This window comes from Edwardsiella piscicida (assembly GCF_021733145.1).
Taxonomy (GTDB): domain Bacteria; phylum Pseudomonadota; class Gammaproteobacteria; order Enterobacterales; family Enterobacteriaceae; genus Edwardsiella; species Edwardsiella piscicida.
Map to the genome: position 1 here is coordinate 1216818 of NZ_CP090968.1, position 17925 is coordinate 1234742.

19 protein-coding genes are annotated in these 17925 nt (G+C 61.1%); 11 read left to right on the forward strand and 8 right to left on the reverse strand.

The genetic code is table 11. The annotated features are described in order from the left end of the window. The 7 genes from napG to L1P05_RS05475 all read left to right on the forward strand — a co-directional run bounded on the left by napG (window position 1) and on the right by L1P05_RS05475 (window position 6797). A complete protein-coding gene (gene napG / locus L1P05_RS05445) occupies window positions 1-753 on the forward strand; it encodes a ferredoxin-type protein NapG (RefSeq protein WP_041692498.1) in 753 nt (250 codons plus the stop codon). Then, entirely contained in the window at window positions 753-1619 is an 867-nt protein-coding gene (napH, locus tag L1P05_RS05450; protein WP_015461181.1) for a quinol dehydrogenase ferredoxin subunit NapH, read from the forward strand. Before napG ends, napH begins: the two co-directional genes overlap by 1 nt. Further along, complete coding sequence (gene napB, locus L1P05_RS05455; protein WP_012847983.1) at window positions 1616-2068, forward strand: nitrate reductase cytochrome c-type subunit; 453 nt, start codon at window positions 1616-1618, stop codon at window positions 2066-2068. Before napH ends, napB begins: the two co-directional genes overlap by 4 nt. Before the next feature lie 12 nt (window positions 2069-2080). Beyond that, complete coding sequence (napC, locus tag L1P05_RS05460; protein ID WP_172454867.1) at window positions 2081-2698, forward strand: cytochrome c-type protein NapC; 618 nt, start codon at window positions 2081-2083, stop codon at window positions 2696-2698. A 118-nt stretch (window positions 2699-2816) separates the two neighbouring features. Then, a complete protein-coding gene (gene nudK, locus L1P05_RS05465) occupies window positions 2817-3407 on the forward strand; it encodes a GDP-mannose pyrophosphatase NudK (protein ID WP_012847985.1) in 591 nt (196 codons plus the stop codon). A 187-nt stretch (window positions 3408-3594) separates the two neighbouring features. After that, window positions 3595-5874 carry an NADP-dependent oxaloacetate-decarboxylating malate dehydrogenase gene (maeB, locus tag L1P05_RS05470; RefSeq protein ID WP_012847986.1) on the forward strand — a complete coding sequence of 760 codons (2280 nt, stop codon included), beginning with the start codon at window positions 3595-3597 and terminating at the stop codon, window positions 5872-5874. Between the two features lie 119 nt (window positions 5875-5993). Further along, the gene (locus L1P05_RS05475) at window positions 5994-6797 is read left to right on the forward strand and encodes a ChaN family lipoprotein (protein ID WP_012847987.1); all 804 of its coding nucleotides are present in this window, start codon (window positions 5994-5996) and stop codon (window positions 6795-6797) included. Here the strand turns inward: L1P05_RS05475 and L1P05_RS05480 are convergent. The 3 genes from L1P05_RS05480 to amiA all read right to left on the reverse strand — a co-directional run bounded on the left by L1P05_RS05480 (window position 6783) and on the right by amiA (window position 9110). Beyond that, the gene (locus L1P05_RS05480; RefSeq protein WP_012847988.1) at window positions 6783-7235 is read right to left on the reverse strand and encodes a YaiI/YqxD family protein; all 453 of its coding nucleotides are present in this window, start codon (window positions 7233-7235) and stop codon (window positions 6783-6785) included. The two genes, L1P05_RS05475 and L1P05_RS05480, sit on opposite strands and share 15 nt — an antisense overlap. Further along, complete coding sequence (gene hemF, locus L1P05_RS05485) at window positions 7232-8149, reverse strand: oxygen-dependent coproporphyrinogen oxidase (RefSeq protein WP_034168004.1); 918 nt, start codon at window positions 8147-8149, stop codon at window positions 7232-7234. The genes L1P05_RS05480 and hemF overlap by 4 nt, the downstream gene beginning before the upstream one ends. 88 nt (window positions 8150-8237) lie before the next feature. Further along, on the reverse strand, window positions 8238-9110 hold the full coding sequence (gene amiA / locus L1P05_RS05490; RefSeq protein ID WP_012847990.1) for an N-acetylmuramoyl-L-alanine amidase AmiA: 873 nt from the start codon (window positions 9108-9110) through the stop codon (window positions 8238-8240). Between the two features lie 337 nt (window positions 9111-9447). Between amiA and L1P05_RS05495 the strand changes: the two genes are divergently transcribed. The 3 genes from L1P05_RS05495 (at window position 9448) to L1P05_RS05505 (ending at window position 11693) form a co-directional block, all read left to right on the forward strand. Further along, window positions 9448-9873, forward strand: a complete 426-nt coding sequence (locus L1P05_RS05495; RefSeq protein ID WP_012847991.1) for a GNAT family acetyltransferase — start codon at window positions 9448-9450, stop codon at window positions 9871-9873. A gap of 192 nt (window positions 9874-10065) precedes the next feature. Beyond that, the gene (locus L1P05_RS05500; RefSeq protein WP_012847992.1) at window positions 10066-10647 is read left to right on the forward strand and encodes an RpoE-regulated lipoprotein; all 582 of its coding nucleotides are present in this window, start codon (window positions 10066-10068) and stop codon (window positions 10645-10647) included. Between the two features lie 146 nt (window positions 10648-10793). Then, window positions 10794-11693, forward strand: coding sequence for a Dyp-type peroxidase (locus tag L1P05_RS05505; RefSeq protein ID WP_012847993.1), 900 nt, complete (start codon window positions 10794-10796; stop codon window positions 11691-11693). Window positions 11694-11804: 111 nt separating this feature from the next. Here the strand turns inward: L1P05_RS05505 and crr are convergent, their stop codons facing one another. The 5 genes from crr to cysZ form a co-directional block, all read right to left on the reverse strand. Continuing rightward, window positions 11805-12314 (reverse strand): PTS glucose transporter subunit IIA, encoded by a 510-nt coding sequence (gene crr, locus L1P05_RS05510; RefSeq protein WP_012847994.1) that lies wholly within the window; start codon window positions 12312-12314, stop codon window positions 11805-11807. A 48-nt stretch (window positions 12315-12362) separates the two neighbouring features. Next, window positions 12363-14090 (reverse strand): phosphoenolpyruvate-protein phosphotransferase PtsI, encoded by a 1728-nt coding sequence (ptsI, locus tag L1P05_RS05515; RefSeq protein WP_012847995.1) that lies wholly within the window; start codon window positions 14088-14090, stop codon window positions 12363-12365. A gap of 53 nt (window positions 14091-14143) precedes the next feature. Then, window positions 14144-14401: a phosphocarrier protein Hpr gene (ptsH, locus tag L1P05_RS05520; protein WP_005283926.1), complete on the reverse strand. Its 258-nt coding sequence runs from the start codon at window positions 14399-14401 to the stop codon at window positions 14144-14146. A gap of 383 nt (window positions 14402-14784) precedes the next feature. Next, window positions 14785-15744: a cysteine synthase A gene (gene cysK, locus L1P05_RS05525; RefSeq protein WP_012847997.1), complete on the reverse strand. Its 960-nt coding sequence runs from the start codon at window positions 15742-15744 to the stop codon at window positions 14785-14787. A gap of 151 nt (window positions 15745-15895) precedes the next feature. Beyond that, window positions 15896-16675 carry a sulfate transporter CysZ gene (cysZ, locus tag L1P05_RS05530; RefSeq protein WP_012847998.1) on the reverse strand — a complete coding sequence of 260 codons (780 nt, stop codon included), beginning with the start codon at window positions 16673-16675 and terminating at the stop codon, window positions 15896-15898. Window positions 16676-16948: 273 nt separating this feature from the next. On the opposite strand from cysZ, the gene zipA reads away from it, so the two are divergent. Further along, a complete protein-coding gene (gene zipA, locus L1P05_RS05535; protein WP_034168001.1) occupies window positions 16949-17875 on the forward strand; it encodes a cell division protein ZipA in 927 nt (308 codons plus the stop codon). The last annotated feature ends 50 nt before the right edge of the window (window positions 17876-17925 follow it).

Consider the following 17925-nt stretch of genomic DNA (forward strand, 5'->3'; position numbering starts at 1 on the left):
ATGACGGAACAACGGGATAAGGGACCGGCACGGCGGCGCTTCTTGCGCGATGCCGTGCGCGGTGCGGGTGGGCTGGCGGCCGTGGCCCTGCTGCTGGGGCTACAGCAAAAGCAGTCCCAGGCGCGAGATGGGCTGGCGCTGCGCCCGCCCGGCGCGCTGGCCGATGGGCGCTTTGAGGCGGCCTGCATTCGCTGTGGGCAGTGCGTACAGGCCTGTCCATACGACACGCTGAAGCTGGCGACGCTGCTGTCGCCTTCGTCGGCGGGGACCCCCTATTTTATTGCCCGTCAGACGCCGTGCGAGATGTGCGACGACATCCCCTGCGTGGCGGCCTGTCCGAGCGGCGCGCTCGATCCGTCGCTGACTCACATCGATGACGCGCGGATGGGGCTGGCGGTACTGCTCGATCATGAAAACTGCCTTAACTGGCAGGGGCTACGCTGCGACGTGTGCTACCGCGTCTGCCCGGCGATCGACAGCGCCATCACCCTGGAGCTGCACCGCAACGAGCGCACCGGCAAACATGCCAAGTTCTTGCCCACCGTGCACAGCGACCACTGTACCGGCTGCGGCAAGTGTGAACAGGCCTGCGTGCTGGAGGAGGCGGCGATCAAAGTGCTGCCGCTGGCGCTGGCGCGCGGCGAGCTGGGGCATCACTACCGCCTTGGCTGGGTAGAGAAACAGAAGGCGGGTCATTCGCTGGTGCCCTCGGACACGCAGCTGCCGATCCGTCTGCCGCAGGGAGCTGAATGATGGCCAATCCGGTGGCCCAGGCGGGCAAAGAGGCGCGTGTGCGCCTTGGCTGGTGGCGCAGTCACCGCTGGCTGATGCTGCGGCGCGGCTGTCAGCTGGGCGTGCTACTGATGTTTCTCAGTGGGCCGCTGTTCGGGGTGTGGATACTGAAGGGCAACTACAGCGCCAGTCGCTTTCTGGATACGCTGCCGATGACCGATCCGCTGATGATGCTGGAGAGCCTGCTGGCCGGCCACTGGCCTGCGCTGACGGCGCTGCTGGGGGCGCTGCTGGTGCTGGGGCTGTATGGCCTGATCGCCAGTCGGGCGTTCTGCGGCTGGGTATGTCCGCTGAATCCGGTGACCGATCTGGCGGCCTGGCTGCGCCGTCGCCTGGGGATCCGTCAGTCGACCACGCTGTCGCGTTCGCTGCGCTACGGTATTTTGCTGGCGATCTTGGCCGGCAGCGCGGTGAGCGGAACGCTGCTGTGGGAGTGGCTTAACCCGGTGGCGCTGCTGGGACGTAGTCTGATCTTTGGCGCCGGCGGCGGTCTTTGGCTGATCCTGGCGATCTTTCTGTTCGATCTGCTGGTGACCGAACACGGCTGGTGCGGCCATCTCTGTCCGCTGGGGGCCCTGTATGGCGCCATCGGTAGCAAAAGCATCGTACGCGTCGGCGCGGTGCGGCGCGATCGCTGCACCCGCTGCATGGACTGTTTCCACGTCTGTCCTGAGCCTCAGGTACTGCGCGAACCGGTTCTCAATCACAATCACAGCCCGCTGGTACTGAGCAAGGCGTGCATCAGCTGCGGGCGCTGCATGGACGTATGTGCTGAGCAGGTATTTGAATTTAAGACACGATTTCATCGTTCGGGAGATAAACAATGAAGAGCAATGTCCTGAAGAAGCGGTTCTCCCTGGGGGCACTGTTATTATCATTGGCGTTGTGCGGCGCGGCCTCGGCCGCCGACGATGCCGTTAATCTGGCGCAGTCACCGGAGGTATCCGGTACGGCCGAAGGACAAATCAGGATGCCAAAGCAGCAGGAGCGCATGGCGCTGAACTATGTTAACCAGCCGCCGATGATCCCGCACAGCGTGGATGGCTACCAGATCACCAAAAATACCAACCGCTGCCTGCAGTGCCACGGGGTAGAGAATTACCGCACCACCGGGGCGATGCGCGTCAGTCCGACCCACTTCATCGACGCCAGCGGCAAGATGCTGGGACAGGTAGCGCCCAACCGCTACTTCTGCCTGCAGTGCCACGTACCGCAGACCGATGCGCCGCCGATCGTCGGGAATACCTTTACCCCGTCCACCGGCTTTGGTCAGTAAAAGGGGCCTATGATGAGCGAGCAACATAACGCCCCGACGGGCAACAAGCCGGGCCTGCTGCGCCGGGCGTGGCAGTGGTGGCGCCGTCCTAGCCGTCTGGCGATCGGCACGCTGCTGCTGCTGGGATTCGTCGCCGGGATCCTGTTCTGGAGCGGTTTCAACACCGGCCTGGAAAAGGCCAACACCGAGCAGTTTTGCCTTAGCTGCCACGAGATGCGCGATACCGTCTACCAGGAGTACATGGATACCGTGCACTACTCGAACCGCAGCGGCGTACGCGCCACCTGCCCGGACTGCCACGTGCCCCATGAGTTTGTGCCGAAGATGATCCGCAAGATCAAGGCCAGCAAGGAGCTGTATGGCAAGGTGTTCGGGGTTATCGATACGCCGCAGAAGTTCGAGGCGCACCGACTGCAGATGGCCGAAAACGAATGGGCGCGCATGAAGGCCAATAACTCCCAGGAGTGCCGTAACTGTCATAACTTTGACAATATGGATTTTAGCCAGCAGAAGAGCGTGGCGGCGAAGATGCACGATCAGGCGATCCGCGATAACAAGACCTGTATCGACTGTCATAAAGGCATTGCCCATAAGCTGCCGGAGATGAAAGGGATCCCTACCGGTTATTAATCTGATACACCGTTCCCGTGCCAGTTCCACTTGCAAGCCCCGCCGATGCGGGGCTTTTTCTTTTTGCCTTTTACACTAGGTTAGCGTCAGATAGGGTAGAAATTTGACTGAGGAACGTATGGTGAAAATCCAATTTATCCGTGAGCGGGTGCTGTCGGACGCTTGGCGACCGCTGCGTGAGTATGAGTATGACCTGCCGCGCCGGGAGGGCGGGGTGGTGCGTCAGCGGCGTGAGGTCTATCTGCGCGGCAACGGCGCCACCGTGCTGCTGTATAACCTGTCGCGCCGCTGCGTACTGCTGATCCGCCAGTTTCGCCTGCCGACCTATCTCAACGGTAATCCGGACGGTATGCTGATCGAGAGCTGCGCCGGTCTGCTGGACAGCGATGAGCCAGAGGCCTGCGTTCGCCGGGAGGCGATGGAGGAGACCGGCTATGCCATCGGCGAGGCTAGGCGCCTGTTTTCCGCCTATATGTCGCCGGGCGGGGTGACCGAGATAGTGCATTTCTTTGCGGCGGAGTACCGCGAAAGCCTGCGCTGCGGTCGCGGCGGCGGCATTGAGGACGAGGATATCGAACTGCTGGAGATCCCGTTTGACGACGCCTGGCAGATGGTCTGCGATGGGCGGATCTGCGACGGTAAGACCATCATGCTGCTGCAGCACGCCCGCCTGAGCAATTGGTTCTGCGCCGGGGCCAAGGGCGAATAAATGCGCATCTGAGCGGCGGCCCACGTTTTCTTTTCGGCTTTATGTCCTGCTTCATAGTTTCGGTGCGCTATGGCACTATACTCGTGATTTCACAAATCATTTACAGAGTGATAAAGAGTCTGGCCCGGCGGCGTCGGGGACGATGGCGGCCGCGGCGCTAGGGGAATTCGCGAAAAGGAAACCAACGATGGATGAAAAATTAAAACAAAGTGCGCTTGAGTTTCATCAGTATCCCGTTGCGGGGAAAATCCAGGTTGTTCCCACCAAGCCGCTGGCGACCCAGCGCGATTTGGCGCTGGCCTATTCACCGGGCGTTGCCGCGCCCTGTCTGGAGATCGCCGACGATCCGTTAGCGGCCTATAAGTATACCGCGCGCGGAAATCTGGTGGGGGTCATCTCTAACGGTACCGCCGTGCTGGGGCTCGGCAACATCGGCGCCCTGGCCGGGAAGCCGGTGATGGAAGGTAAAGGGGTGCTGTTCAAGAAGTTCGCCGGTATCGACGTGTTTGATATTGAGGTGGATGAACACGATCCTGACAAGCTGATCGAGGTGATCGCCGCACTGGAGCCCACCTTTGGCGGCATCAACCTTGAAGACATCAAGGCGCCGGAGTGTTTCTATATTGAAAAGAAACTGCGCGAGCGGATGAAAATCCCGGTGTTCCACGACGACCAGCACGGCACGGCGATCATCTGCACCGCCGCCGTACTCAACGGCCTGCGGGTGGTCGACAAACCGATCGACCGGGTGCGGCTGGTGGTCTCCGGCGCCGGTGCATCGGCGATCGCCTGTCTGAACCTGCTGGTGGCGCTGGGGCTGAAGCGTGAAAATATCACCGCCTGCGACTCCAAAGGGGTGATTTACCGCGGGCGTGACGCGCACCTGGTCGAGAGCAAGGCGGCCTATGCCATCGATGACAATGGCTGGCGTACGCTGGCGGATGCGATCCCCGGCGCGGATATTTTCCTGGGCTGCTCCGGCCCCGGGGTACTGACGCAGGAGATGGTGAAAACCATGGCGCCGTCGCCGCTGATCCTGGCGCTGGCTAACCCGGAGCCGGAGATCCTGCCACCGCTGGCCAAGGCGGTTCGCCCTGATGCGATAATCTGTACCGGCCGCTCCGACTTCCCTAACCAGGTGAACAACGTGCTGTGCTTCCCGTTCATCTTCCGCGGTGCGCTGGACGTCGGGGCGACCACCATCAATGAAGAGATGAAGCTGGCGGCGGTGCGCGCCATTGCCGATCTGGCACTGGCGGAGCAGAGCGAGGTGGTCGCCTCTGCCTACGGCGATCAGTCGCTCTCCTTCGGCCCGGAGTACATTATTCCCAAACCCTTCGATCCGCGGCTGATCGTGAAGATTGCGCCGGCGGTGGCGCAGGCGGCGATGGACTCCGGGGTGGCGACGCGTCCTATCGATGATATGGATGGCTATATCGAGCACCTGACCGAGTTTGTCTACAAGACCACCCTGTTTATGAAGCCGGTATTTTCCCAGGCGCGTCAGGATCCCAAGCGGGTCGTGTTGGCCGAGGGTGAGTCGGAGCGCGTGCTGCACGCCACCCAGGAGATGGTGACGCTGGGGCTGGCCAAGCCGATCCTGATCGGGCGCCCGCAGGTCATCGCTCACCGGTTAGAGAAGCTCGGGCTGCACATCGAGATCGGCCGCGATGTCGAGGTGGTCAATAACGAATCCGATCCGCGCTATAACGACTATTGGCAAACCTATTACGGCATCATGAAGCGGCGCGGGATCTCGCAGGCGCAGGCGCGCCGGGCGCTGATCGCCGATCCGACGGTGATCGCGGCGATCATGGTCAAGCGCGGCGAGGCCGACGCGATGATCTGCGGTACCGAGGGCAACTACCAAGATCACTATCGCGTGGTGCGTGAGGTGTTCGGCTACCGCGACGGATGCCATACGGCCGCCGCGATGAATGCCCTGCTGCTGCCGAGCGGCAACACCTTTATCGCCGATACCTATGTTAATGAGGACCCGAGCGCCGAGCAGCTGGCGGAGATTGTGCTGATGTCCGCCGACGCGGTGCGTCGCTTCGGTATCGAGCCGAAGGTTGCGCTGCTCTCCCACTCCAACTTTGGCACGGCCGACTGCCCGTCATCGCGCAAAATGCGCCGGGTACTGGAGCTGGTGCAGCAGGCGGCGCCGGGGCTGGAGATCGACGGTGAGATGCACGGCGACGCGGCGCTGGTGGAGAGCATTCGTCTGGGGCAGATGCCGGACAGCCCGCTGAAAGGGGCGGCGAATATCCTGATCATGCCCAATATGGAGGCCGCGCGCATCAGCTATAACCTGCTGCGGGTCTCCTCATCCGAGGGGGTTACCGTCGGGCCGGTGCTGATGGGGATCAGTAAGCCGGTGCATATCCTGACGCCGATCGCCTCCGTGCGCCGCATCGTCAATATGGTGGCGCTGTCGGTGGTGGAGGCCCAGAGCAGGGCGCTGTAGCGCTGTGATAATGCCGCCTGCGGGCGGCATTTTTGTCTCTATTGAACCCCTGGCGCTGCCGGGGGCGATGTATGCTCTGCGCCCCCGTACGCGGGTGACGCGGTGGCGAGGGAGGATCGATGCGAACGATGCTGTTGACCCTGGCGCTGCTGGCGCTGAGCGGATGCCAAACGCCGGCGCCGGTGGCAGAGCGGATTGTGTCACTGGTGGATGGCCAGACGCTGACGCCGACGCAGCTGGCCCAGCGTTTGGCGGCATCGCCGCGGGTCATCGTCGGCGAACGGCACGATAACCCGCGTCATCAGCAGATCGCCCACTGGCTACTGCTGCAGATGTCGGCCCTGCGGCCGCAGGGCAGCGTGCTGTTGGAGATGCTAACGCCGGATCAGCAGGCCGGCGTGGCGGCGGCGCGCCAGCCATCGCTGTCGGATGCGCAGGTGGTGGCCCGGCTGCAGTGGTCGTCGGGCTGGCCGTGGGCGCAGTATGGTCCGCTGGTTCGCAGCGCCCTGCAGGGTGGCTATCCGCTGCTGGCGGCGAACCTGGGGAGCGAGGCGCTGGCGGAGATCCGCCGTCGGCCACGGTTGCCGCCGGGGGCGCTCAGTACCCAGGATGCCGTGCAGATTGAGATTAGCGCCGCGCTGCGCGGCGCCCATGAGACGCTGGATAGCACCCAGCTAACGCAGCGTCTGGCGGTGCAGCAGTGGCGCGATCGGCGTATGGCGCAGGCGCTGTTGGCGGCGCCGCTGCCGGCGCTGTTTATCACCGGCGCCTTTCACGCGCGGCGCGATCTCGGTGTGCCGCTGCATATTGAGGATGAGGAGCCGCTGACGGAGGTCAGCGTGCTGATCTTGGCGCCGCCCGGCGCCCGGGTCGGAGAGGCGCAGGCGGACTATGTCTGGTATACCGCGTCAGCGCGCCTGTAGCCACAGCTGTAGCTGATTGGCGAACAGCTGGCGCTCGCGGGGCCCCAGCGGTGCTGGACCGCCGCTCTGGATGCCGCTGGCGCGCAGGGTCTCCATAAAGTCTCGCATGGTTAGGCGGGACTTGATGGTCGCTGAATCGTAGCGTTCGCCGCGCGGGTTGAGGGCGCAGCCGCCGCGCTCCAGTACGGCGGCGGCCAGGGGAATATCGGCGGTGACCACCAGATCGCCGGGGGCAACCCGGCGAACGATTTCGTTGTCGGCGGCGTCCGGCGTTGCCGCGACGCACAGCATCCGAGCCCGGCTACCGGCGGGCAGACGCTGCGGGCGGTTGGCGACCAGGGTAATCTCCAGGGCGTTACGTTCAGCCGCGCGCAGCAGCACCTCTTTAATCACGTTCGGGCAGGCGTCGGCATCGATCCAAATTTGTCGTGTTGTCATATCGGCTCATTGGCCAGCCAATCGCGCGGGGTAAGAAAGTCGCGCGTCAGGCACGCTTCCGGCGAGTCGGGCGGCGGTTGATAGTCATATTCCCAGCGGACCAGCGGCGGCATCGACATCAGAATCGATTCGCTGCGCCCGCCGCTTTGCAGACCGAATAGGGTACCGCGATCCCACACCAGATTAAACTCCACATAGCGCCCGCGGCGGTAAAGTTGAAACTGCCGCTCCCGCTCGCCCCACGACAGATGGCGGCGTCGCTCGGCGAGGGGGAGGTAGGCGGGCGCAAAGCCTTCGCCGACGGCGCGGGTAAAGGCGAACGCCTGGTCAAAGTCGGGGGCGTTGAGATCGTCGAAGAACAGCCCCCCGACGCCGCGGGCTTCCTGGCGGTGCGGCAGGTAGAAATAGCGATCGCACCACGCCTTATAGCGCGGGTAGAGCTGTTCGCCGAAGGGGCGGCACAGATCGCGGGCGCTGCGGTGCCACTGTATGACGTCGTCGTAGAAGGGGTAAAACGGCGTCAGGTCAAATCCGCCGCCGAACCACCACAGCGGCGCCGCGCCCGGGCGCTCGGCGATGAAAAAGCGCACGTTGGCGTGGGCCGTGGGAACATAGGGGCTGTGCGGGTGTAGCACCAGGGAGACGCCCATCGCCTGGAAGGGGCAGCCCACCAGCTCTGGACGCTTGGCCGTGGCGGCGGGCAGGCTGTCGCCATGGATATGGGAGAAGTTAACGCCGGCCTGTTCAAACAGCGCCCCCTGACGCAGCACGCGGGTGCGCCCTGCGCCACCCTGGGGCCGCTGCCAGCGATCTTCGCTAAATGCGCCGCCGCCGTCGGCGTCGGCGAGCGCCTGACACAAGTTGTCCTGTAGCCGCAGTAGAAAGCGCCGAACCGGCTCACTGTCTGGGATCATGGTACCGCCCTCGGTTAAGTCAATGCTGCGCAGTATAACCGATGGCGCCCCGCGCCGGCGCGCCGGGGGCATCGGTTGTCCGTCCGCGTTATGACGGTCTGCGCCGCTGATGGGCCTCAAAGTCGTGCAGGTAGTGCACGATGCCGCCGGCGATCGCTTCGGCGATGGTGGTACGAAACGCGGGGGAGGTCAGCAGGCGCTCCTCATCATGGTTGGTAATGAAGGCGGTTTCGACCAGTACGGAGGGAATGGCGGGGGACTTGAGCACGGCAAAGGCCGCCTGCTCCGTATGTTGGCAGTGCAGGCGGTGCACCGGGCGGATCTGGCTCAGCAGGTGGCGCCCCAGGATCAGGCTGTTTTTAATGGTGTCGGTCTGTACCAGGTCGAACAGCACCTGCTGCAGGTAGTTGTTGTCTTCCGAGGCGTAGCGTCCGCCGGCCACCTTATCGGCGTCGTTCTCCCGCTGGGAGAGGTATCTGGCCATGGCGCTGCTGGCGCCGCGGTTGGACAGGGCAAAGACCGAGGCGCCGGAGGCCTCTGGGCTGGTGAACCCGTCGGCGTGGATGGAGACAAACAGATCGGCCTGGTGCTGCGCGGCGATCTCTACCCGCTTATACAGGGGGATAAAGTAGTCATCTTCACGGGTCAGTTTAACCACCAGATTGCGCTGACGGCGCAGCAGATCGCGCACTCGGTGGGCGATGTCCAGCACGACGTGTTTCTCTTTCGATCCCCGGTGTCCGACGGCGCCGGGATCGATGCCACCGTGCCCCGGATCGAGCATTACCAGGCGCGGCGCATCCGCCGGCTTACGCCGGGCGCCCGGGTGGTCGGGCGTTTGCGCCGCCTGGACGGCGGAGGGCAGCAGACCGGCTCCCAGCAGCATGGCTAGCCCGGAGCACAGAAAGCGGCGGCGAGAGGACGGATGGGGAAGTGGGCGAAAATCGGAAAATTTCTTCATGGTGCAATCTATTCCGTCAGACAGTAACGCAAGCAATACCGAGGGTCTTTCCCATGGGGCCGCGCGCGCTGACGCCGCGTCCGCTAATGGGATGTCCCCTCATCCTAACGCGATGAAAATACATGGATCGAGCGGATAACTATGTCTATTTGTTGCCTAAAACGGCGTCGGGACGCCGGCGGCGGCGAATAATGGGCAATTTGCCCCCGCTGGTCGCGATATTTCCATTGCGAATCTGGGGATTGCAGCGATAATTAGGCTGCGTCCGGTCCTTGCTGTACCGGTAGGGTCCGAGGCCGACGCCCGGGCATTATTATAATCTATTACGGTCGATATCATGGAAATTCGCGTTTTTAATCAATCCGATTTTGATGAGGTGATTACGCTGTGGGAGCGCTGCGATCTGCTGCACCCCTGGAACGATCCTGAAACGGATATTGAGCGCAAGATGAATCACGATGCCGATCTGTTTCTGGTCGCGCAGGTGGGCGGCGAGATCGTCGGCACCCTGATGGGCGGCTATGACGGTCATCGCGGATCGGCTTACTATCTGTGCGTGCACCCGGACTTTCGCGGCCGCGGCATCGCCAATGCGTTGGCCAGCCGTTTGGAGAAAAAGCTGCTGGCGCGCGGCTGTCCGCAGGTGCGGATCATGATCGACGCGGATAACGACGCGGCGATCAGCATGTATGAGAAGCTGGAGTATGAGACGCAGGACGTGCTGTGTCTGGGTAAGCGCCTGATCATCGATCAGGAGTATTAACGGCGCATTTTGCGCCCCCCATGCGCCGCCGCCGCCCGTTTGGCGCGGTGGCCTGCGCTCTGTTTTGCCCACGCTGGCGGCGCGCTGCCGCGGCGTTTTTCCCGCCATCGCGGCAACTTTTTACCGTTTCACCACTCCAATCACCAGGTATTCTGTCATACGGCAATGGCCGTACTCGCAAGGAGTTAACCGATGGGTTTTCGTTTCTGGATCGTCGTGGCGCCGCTGATGCTGAGCGGCTGCTCGACGCTGAGTTCATTTTCCTGGTCTACGCTGTCGCCCTTTCACTGGTTTTCATCGGGTCTGCATATCGATAACGACGGCGTTGGCGGGGTGTCGGCCAGTACGCCGATGCAGCAAGAGGCCGTCAGCCAGGGGTTGGACGGGGCGTACACGCTACGCAGCGGAATGGGGATCGATAACGGGCAGGTAACGCGCTTTTTCCAGGCCATGGCGCAGGATAAGGTGGCGATGACGATCGCCGGTGACGCGACGGTGACGCGTATTACGGTGGACAGTGCGGATCTCGCCACCGCCTGGGGGGCGCGGGTCGGGACGCCCTTTGCCGCGCTGTATGCGCGGGCCTATGACGGCGAGTGTCGGCGGGTGGCGGCGGCGGAAGCGACGTCGGTGATCTGCCGCGCGCCGCAGAGCGCACGGGTCAGCTACCTGTTCCACGGGCAGTGGGGCGGCCCGGCGGGGCTGATGCCGCCGGATGACGTGCTGAAATCATGGACGGTGAGCCAGATTGTCTGGCAGGCGGATGCGCAGTAACACGCTCTATTGTTTGTTTTACAGCAAAGGAATGCATAAGGTATGGCGTAATATATGCATGGTCTGGCGTAGCCGGGCCACTGTTTCCCGGTGGCGGCGTAGCAGAAAACACCGATTATTTAGACTGTACAGTAATGGAGAGCTTCATGTCTCAGCCTCAGAGCGGCATTCTGCCGGAGCACTGCCGCTTCGGTATTTTTATCGAAGCCATGGCGCAAGGCGATCTGGATGGATTGCGTCAGGGATGTAAAACGTTTATTACCCAGCTGCAGGCGCTGCAACAGCGTTATCCCGATGCGCATCTGGGGGCGGTAGTGGCCTTTGGCCATGCGCTGTGGCGTGAAATGACGGCCAATGAGGAGGAGGGGGCTGCGCTGAAACCCTTCGAGCCGCTGGGTAAGGGGCTGGCGCCGGCGACGCAGCGCGATCTGCTGATCCACATCCAGTCGCTGCGTCACGACGTTAACTTTTCGCTGGCGCAGGCAGCGCTGGCCGCCTTTGGCGATGCCATTGAGGTCGAGGAAGAGATCCATGGTTTCCGCTGGGTCGATGAGCGCGATCTGAGCGGCTTTATCGATGGCACCGAGAACCCGGCCGGCGATGCCCGCCCGGCCGTCGGCGTGATTGCCGACGGCGTAGACGCCGGCGGCAGCTATGTGCTGGTGCAGCGCTGGGAGCATAACCTGCGTCAGTGGTCTCGTTTCAGCGTCGATCAGCAACAGCAGATTATCGGGCGTACTAAGCAGGAGAGCGAAGAGCTGGACCCCAGCGAGCGCCCAGATACCTCACACGTGAGCCGCGTCGATCTGAAAGAGAATGGCAAAGGGCTGAAGATCATCCGTCAGAGCCTGCCCTACGGTACCGCCAGCGGGAAGCATGGCCTGATGTTTATCGCCTACTGCGCACAGCTGCACAATATTGAAAAGCAGCTGCTGAGCATGTTCGGCGAGCTGGACGGCAAACACGATCAGCTGCTGCGTTTCAGCAAGCCGGTCAGCGGAAGCTATTACTTCGCGCCGTCCGCGACGCGTTTGCTGACGCTGTGATAGCCGCGGGCCGTCGGCCCGCTCTGGCGTTGCGCGGCGCGTGCGCCGCGCGCGGTGGGGATAAAAAAAAACGGCGCCGTGGGCGCCGTTTCTGTTTGCAGCTCAGTGCGATTACTTCTTGATGCGGATCACCGGCGTTTCGCCGACGACAACGTCGCCGGACAGCTTGATCAGCTCCTTGATCTCATCCATGTTGGAGATGACGACCGGCGTCAGGGTAGACTTGGCCTTCTCTTCCAGCAGCGGCAGATCGAACTCGATGACCACGTCGCCCTTCTTCACGCGCTGACCTTCTTCGGCGATGCGCTTGAAGCCTTCGCCTTTCAGTTCAACGGTATCGATGCCGAAGTGTACAAACAGCTCTACGCCGCTGTCGGACTCGATAGAGAAAGCATGGTTAGTTTCAAAGATTTTACCGATGGTGCCATCAACCGGGGCGACCATTTTGTCACCGGTCGGTTTGATTGCGATGCCGTCACCGACGATCTTTTCAGCAAAGACGACGTCAGGCACATCTTCAATATTGACGATCTCACCGGACAGGGGCGCAAAAATCTCAATGCTGCCCGTTTCTTTCTTGTCGTCTGAAACCAGCGATTTCAGTTTATCGAACAAACCCATGATCTTCTCCTAAGCAAGTAATATTGGGCGGCGTTCCAGCTTTCGCCATCAGCAAAGGGTCTTTTCTTCGATAAACGTATTGATCACGCTCATCAAATCGTCAGCCGTCGGCTGACGCAGCGCCTCTTCTGCCAATGCCTTCACATCTTCAAAGTTCGCATTGCGAATGATTTTTTTGATGCGCGGAATTGAGATTGAACTCATGCTGAACTCATCAAGCCCCATGCCCAACAGAAGCAGTGTAGCACGCTCATCGCCAGCCAGTTCACCGCACATGCCGGTCCACTTGCCGTGCGCGTGAGATGCATCGATCACCTGTTTAATCAGGGTCAACACTGACGGCGCCATCGGGTTATAGAGATGAGATATCAGCTCATTGCCACGATCTACTGCTAGAGTATACTGGGTTAAGTCATTTGTCCCAATACTAAAGAAGTCAACTTCCTTCGCCAGATGATGGGCGACGGTGGCGGCGGCCGGTGTTTCGACCATCACGCCGACTTCGATGGTTTCATCGAAGACTTTACCCTCTTCGCGCAGCTGCGCTTTCAGCAGCTCCAGCTCCGCCTTCAGCATGCGTACTTCTTCGACCGAGATGATCATCGGGAACATGATACGCAGCTTGCCAAAGGCCGAGGCGCGCAGGATGGCACGCAGCTGGGCATGCAGGATCTCTTTGCGATCCAGACAGATACGAATTGCACGCCAGCCCAGGAACGGGTTTTCTTCTTTCGGCAGGTCCATGTAGGGCAGATCTTTGTCCCCGCCGATGTCCATGGTACGGACGATCACCGCCTGCGAGCCCATGGCTTCGGCAACGGCCTTATACGCCTGGAACTGCTCTTCTTCCGTCGGCAGCGCGTCGCGGTCCATGAACAGGAATTCGGTACGGTACAGCCCAACGCCCTCTGCGCCGTTGCGTTCGGCGCCGGCGACGTCGCGCACGGTACCGATGTTGGCGCAGACTTCAACCTGATGACCATCCAGCGTGATCGCCGGCAGATCCTTCAGCTTGGCCAGTTCGTTTTTCTCATTGATGTACTGGGTCTGGACGGCTTTCAGCGCGTCGATCGTCTCGGCGGTCGGGTTCAGGTAGACCTTGTTGTTGACCGCGTCCAGAATCAGATAGTCGCCGTTTTTCACCTGCTGAGTCACATCGCTGGTGCCGACGATCGCCGGCAGCTCCAGGGAGCGGGCCATGATGGAGGTGTGGGAGGTACGGCCACCCAGATCGGTAATGAAGCCCAGCACCTTGTCCAGGTTCAGCTGCGCAGTTTCAGACGGCGTCAGGTCGGTCGCGACCAGAATGACTTCGTCCTGAATCGCGCCCAGATCGATGATGGTCATGCCGAGAATGTTCTTCAGCAGACGCTTACCGATGTCGCGTACGTCGGCCGCACGCTCTTTCAGGTATTCATCGTCCAGCTCTTCCAAGGCGGTGGCCTGGCCTTCGATAATTTCACGGGCCGCCGCTTCGGCGCTCATGGCGTTATCTTTAATCAGGGCTATGATTTCCTGCTCAAGCTCTTCATCTTCCAGCAACATGATGTGCCCTTCGAAGATCGCCGCTTTCTCTTCCCCGAGGGTTTCGCTGGCTTTCTGACGAATGGCTTCCAGTTGTTGGGCGGCTTTGTCGCGGCCGTCCTTGAAGCGGGCAATCTCCTGCTCGACTTCGTCGGCAGTGATTTTCTTACGGCTGATGACAATCTCGTCTTCTTTCAGAAGAAGCGCCTTACCAAAAGCGATGCCCGGTGATACTAAGATACCTGAAATCATAACCCTACCTTTGACGTTAGACTGGTTTTACCTGGAATGCTGAGCCGTCAGACTTACTCAAGCTCGGCCATCAGTTTTACCAGATGCTCAACGGCGTTCTGCTCATCTTCACCCTCTGCAGAGATGGTGACGACGGTACCCTGGGTCAGACCCAGCGTCTGCAGTTTGAACAGGCTTTTGGCGCTGGCGCTTTTACCGTTGGAGGTGACGGTGATGTCAGAAGCGAATGCTTTGGCTTCCTTCACAAACTGAGCGGCAGGGCGGGTATGCAGACCATTCGGAGCGGTGATAGTTACTTCTTGCTGGAACATAGGTTTCCCCAACTATTTTATGTTGAATGTTGTGGAGCTAAAGTCTAGCGCAATCGCTTGGCTTTAGCCTGCCTTTAGGTGCGTATCCGGTACGCTGGCGCCGTGGGTCTCCCCGCGGACGGGATAAAGGGGCTCTCCCTCTCCCGACCGGCTGACGGTGCTCAGCTTACCCCGGTTAAGGCCGCCGTCTGTATCGTTAAATCGATTCAGCGGCTTTTTCATACAAAGCGCGAATAATTTTGCGCTTCAAAATAATGGTCTGGTTAAATACTAGACCCCGGCGATAAAAGCAAGGAGAGGGGGTGGTAAAATTTGAACTGCTCCACAAAAAAAGCACCCAAACGGGTGCTCCTTTGAACAATTCATGCCATCGCATTCGCCGCTCATTCCGGCTCGGGAAACAGGCCGGCAAACAGGGCGGTGCTCAGATAACGTTCGCCCGAGGAGGGCAGGATCACCACGATGGTTTTCTCCTGGAACGCTGGCATATTGGCCAGCCGTTCGGCTGCGGCGACGGCGGCGCCGGAGGAGATTCCGGCGAGGATACCCTCTTCACGCATCAGGCGGCGCGCCATGGCGATGGCCTCATCGTTGCCGATGCGCTCTACGCGATCGACCAGCGCTAAATCGAGGTTATCGGGAATAAAACCGGCGCCGATGCCTTGGATTTTGTGCGGTCCGGGGACAATGGGTTCCCCGGCGATCGCCTGGCTGATCACCGGAGAGTCGTCCGGCTCGACGGCCACAATGCTGACATTTTTAGCGCGATCCTGCTTCAGATAGCGGGCGGTGCCGGTCAGGGTGCCACCGGTGCCGACGCCGGCGATGAAGACATCCACCTGACCATCGGTATCCTGCCAGATTTCCGGCCCGGTGGTCTGGCGGTGGATCTCGGGGTTGGCCGGGTTGCTGAACTGCTGCAGCATGACATAGCGCGCCGGATCGCTGGCGACAATCGATTCGGCTTTGCTGATAGCCCCTTTCATTCCCAGGGCGCCGTCGGTCAGAATCAGCTCGGCTCCCAGCCCCTTAAGCAGCTTACGTCGCTCCAGGCTCATGGTTTCGGGCATGGTCAGGGTCAGCTTGTAGCCGCGGGCCGCGGCGACAAAGGCGAGAGCGATGCCGGTGTTGCCGCTGGTCGGCTCAACCAGCTCGACGCCGGGCTTCAGAATACCGCGCTTTTCGGCGTCCCAGATCATGTTGGCGCCGATGCGATCTTTAACGCTGAAGCTGGGATTGCGCGACTCCACTTTGGCCAGGATACGCCCGTTGCCGATATGATTGAGACGTACCAGCGGGGTATGTCCGATGGTATGGGAGTTATCTTGATAGATTTTGCTCATGGCCGCTCCTCTGCAGTCGTCTTTATCCGTCATACTGCTAGCAGCATACGCAATAACCCGTTAATAGGAAGTAAATAAAGATTATATCGTTATGAGGGATCACGATAACGATGCGGGCGGCGCACCCGCAGGGGCGTGCGCCGCGGCAGGATTAGCGATGGAGGGCCAGCTCGGCGCGATAGCGATCGACCCACATGGCCGTGGCGCCGCAGATGGCGACCGGCATGATCACCAGATTGACGAAGGGGATCATGGTAAACAGGCTGACCAGCGCCCCAAACTGCAGGTTGTCGACCTTGTCAGCGCGCAGGGCATCGCGCATGCGCGGGAAGCTGACCTTATGGTTGTCGAAGGGATAATCGCAGTATTGCACCGCCATCATCCAGGCGCTGAACAGAAACCACAGCACGGGGGCCAGGGTCTGGCCGACGCCGGGGATCAGGTACAGCAGCAGCAGCACCAAGGCGCGGGGCAGGTAATAGGCCAGCTTAATCCATTCACGCTTCAGGATGCGCGGCAGATCTTTCATTACGCTCCACAGCCCGCTGTCCGGCAGCGGCTTGCCGGTCAGCTGCCCTTCAAGCTGCTCCGCCAGCAGGCCGTTAAAGGGGGCGGCGACCCAGTTGGCCAGGGTGCTGAAGAAATAGCTGAACACCAGCAAAACCGAGATGACGACCAGGGGCCACAGCAGGTAGCTCAGCCACTGCAGCCAGTCGGGGACATAGCTCATCAGCGCCGGAATCCAGCGTCCGAGACGATCAAAGAGCCACCAAAACGCCAGTCCCATCAGGATGATGTTGACCAGCAGCGGCATCAGCACGTAGCGCTTGATACCGGGCAGGCGGATCAGGCGCCAGCCCTGGGCAAAGTAGTATACGCCGTTGGCGTGGGTCGGCGACGGTGCGCCGCCGGCCGGGGATATCGTGTTCATTTAACTCCGTCTTATGCCGTTACCGTGGTTGCTCGGGCCGCGCCGCGCGCCGCGGTGTGACGGCGGCCAATGGCGTAGCCCGATGACTTATGATATCGGCGGATGCCGTGGGTTACCAGTTAGGACTTGACTGAAAAAAGAGCAAAATAGAAGGAAAAATCATCTTTATTAACAGAAAGTTTAGTCCAGACTTGCACTTGTCCCAACACCCCAATACATTTATAGATTGAGGGTTTGCCAAAATGGCAATGTAATAAAACAACAGAGATTGCGATGATGCAGGATTTGCGTCTGATATTAATTGTTGTTGGCGCGGTTGCCATAATAGCGTTGTTGCTGCACGGCCTATGGACCAGCCGTAAGGAACGCTCTGCGCTGTTTCGCGATCGTCCGAACAAACGTCAAAAGCCGCGGCGCGACGAGAAACCGTTCTCTGAAATGGATGAAGGGGTCGGTGAGGTGCGCGTGCAGCGCGGCGGAACTCCGCTTCCCCATCCGGTGGAACCGGCCATGGGCGCGCTGGGCGAAGAGAGCGACGCACCTCCCGATCCGCTGGCGCGGCGGGAGAGCGAAACGCAGCCGCTAGCGTCACCGACGCCGCGCCGCGACGAGACGGTCGATCCCCTGCTGGGCGATCCGCTGTTGGCCGTCGAGCCTGACGATGAGGCGCCGCTGGCGGCGCCGTCTGCCGCGGTAGACGGCGAGCCTGCAGCGCCCTGCGCGGCGACAGCGGCGGGCGAACGCCCCGCGGCTGCGGAGGATGGCAAGGTTCGGGAGACGGTACTGGTGATGCACGTTGCGGCGCATCAGGGCAGCAGCATTGGCGGCGAGGTTTTGCTGCAAAGCGTGCTGCAGGCTGGTTTCCAATACGGTGCGATGAAAATCTTCCATCGTCACCTTAACCCAGCGGGCAGTGGGCCGGTGCTGTTCAGCATGGCTAACATGGTGAAGCCGGGAACCTTTGACGTCGAGAATATGGCGGATTTCTCTACGCCGGGCGTGTCGATCTTCATGATGGTGCCCTCGTATGGCGATGCCAGCCAGAACTTTAAGCTGATGCTGCAGTCTGCACAGCGCATTGCCGACGACGTCGGCGGCGTGGTGCTGGACGATGAGCGGCGGATGATGACCCCGCAAAAGCTAGAAACCTATAAGGCGCGTATTCGTACGGTGCTGGAGAACCTGGGCCGCACCGCGTGACGTGATCGCGCCAGCGCCTTACCAAAACCCCCGTACTCCGGGGGTTTTTT

What these genes read in the sequence shown, in the direction of transcription:
- cysK (WP_012847997.1), bottom strand. Translation starts at nt 15,744, where the DNA reads ATGAGCAAAATCTATCAAGATAACTCCCATACCATCGGACATACCCCG.
- ptsH (WP_005283926.1), bottom strand. Translation starts at nt 14,401, where the DNA reads ATGTTCCAGCAAGAAGTAACTATCACCGCTCCGAATGGTCTGCATACC.
- hemF (WP_034168004.1), bottom strand. Translation starts at nt 8,149, where the DNA reads ATGATCCCAGACAGTGAGCCGGTTCGGCGCTTTCTACTGCGGCTACAG.
- L1P05_RS05475 (WP_012847987.1), top strand. Translation starts at nt 5,994, where the DNA reads ATGCGAACGATGCTGTTGACCCTGGCGCTGCTGGCGCTGAGCGGATGC.
- maeB (WP_012847986.1), top strand. Translation starts at nt 3,595, where the DNA reads ATGGATGAAAAATTAAAACAAAGTGCGCTTGAGTTTCATCAGTATCCC.
- nudK (WP_012847985.1), top strand. Translation starts at nt 2,817, where the DNA reads ATGGTGAAAATCCAATTTATCCGTGAGCGGGTGCTGTCGGACGCTTGG.
- napC (WP_172454867.1), top strand. Translation starts at nt 2,081, where the DNA reads ATGAGCGAGCAACATAACGCCCCGACGGGCAACAAGCCGGGCCTGCTG.
- ptsI (WP_012847995.1), bottom strand. Translation starts at nt 14,090, where the DNA reads ATGATTTCAGGTATCTTAGTATCACCGGGCATCGCTTTTGGTAAGGCG.
- cysZ (WP_012847998.1), bottom strand. Translation starts at nt 16,675, where the DNA reads ATGAACACGATATCCCCGGCCGGCGGCGCACCGTCGCCGACCCACGCC.
- zipA (WP_034168001.1), top strand. Translation starts at nt 16,949, where the DNA reads ATGATGCAGGATTTGCGTCTGATATTAATTGTTGTTGGCGCGGTTGCC.
- L1P05_RS05480 (WP_012847988.1), bottom strand. Translation starts at nt 7,235, where the DNA reads ATGACAACACGACAAATTTGGATCGATGCCGACGCCTGCCCGAACGTG.
- L1P05_RS05495 (WP_012847991.1), top strand. Translation starts at nt 9,448, where the DNA reads ATGGAAATTCGCGTTTTTAATCAATCCGATTTTGATGAGGTGATTACG.
- napH (WP_015461181.1), top strand. Translation starts at nt 753, where the DNA reads ATGGCCAATCCGGTGGCCCAGGCGGGCAAAGAGGCGCGTGTGCGCCTT.
- L1P05_RS05505 (WP_012847993.1), top strand. Translation starts at nt 10,794, where the DNA reads ATGTCTCAGCCTCAGAGCGGCATTCTGCCGGAGCACTGCCGCTTCGGT.
- L1P05_RS05500 (WP_012847992.1), top strand. Translation starts at nt 10,066, where the DNA reads ATGGGTTTTCGTTTCTGGATCGTCGTGGCGCCGCTGATGCTGAGCGGC.
- amiA (WP_012847990.1), bottom strand. Translation starts at nt 9,110, where the DNA reads ATGAAGAAATTTTCCGATTTTCGCCCACTTCCCCATCCGTCCTCTCGC.
- crr (WP_012847994.1), bottom strand. Translation starts at nt 12,314, where the DNA reads ATGGGTTTGTTCGATAAACTGAAATCGCTGGTTTCAGACGACAAGAAA.
- napG (WP_041692498.1), top strand. Translation starts at nt 1, where the DNA reads ATGACGGAACAACGGGATAAGGGACCGGCACGGCGGCGCTTCTTGCGC.
- napB (WP_012847983.1), top strand. Translation starts at nt 1,616, where the DNA reads ATGAAGAGCAATGTCCTGAAGAAGCGGTTCTCCCTGGGGGCACTGTTA.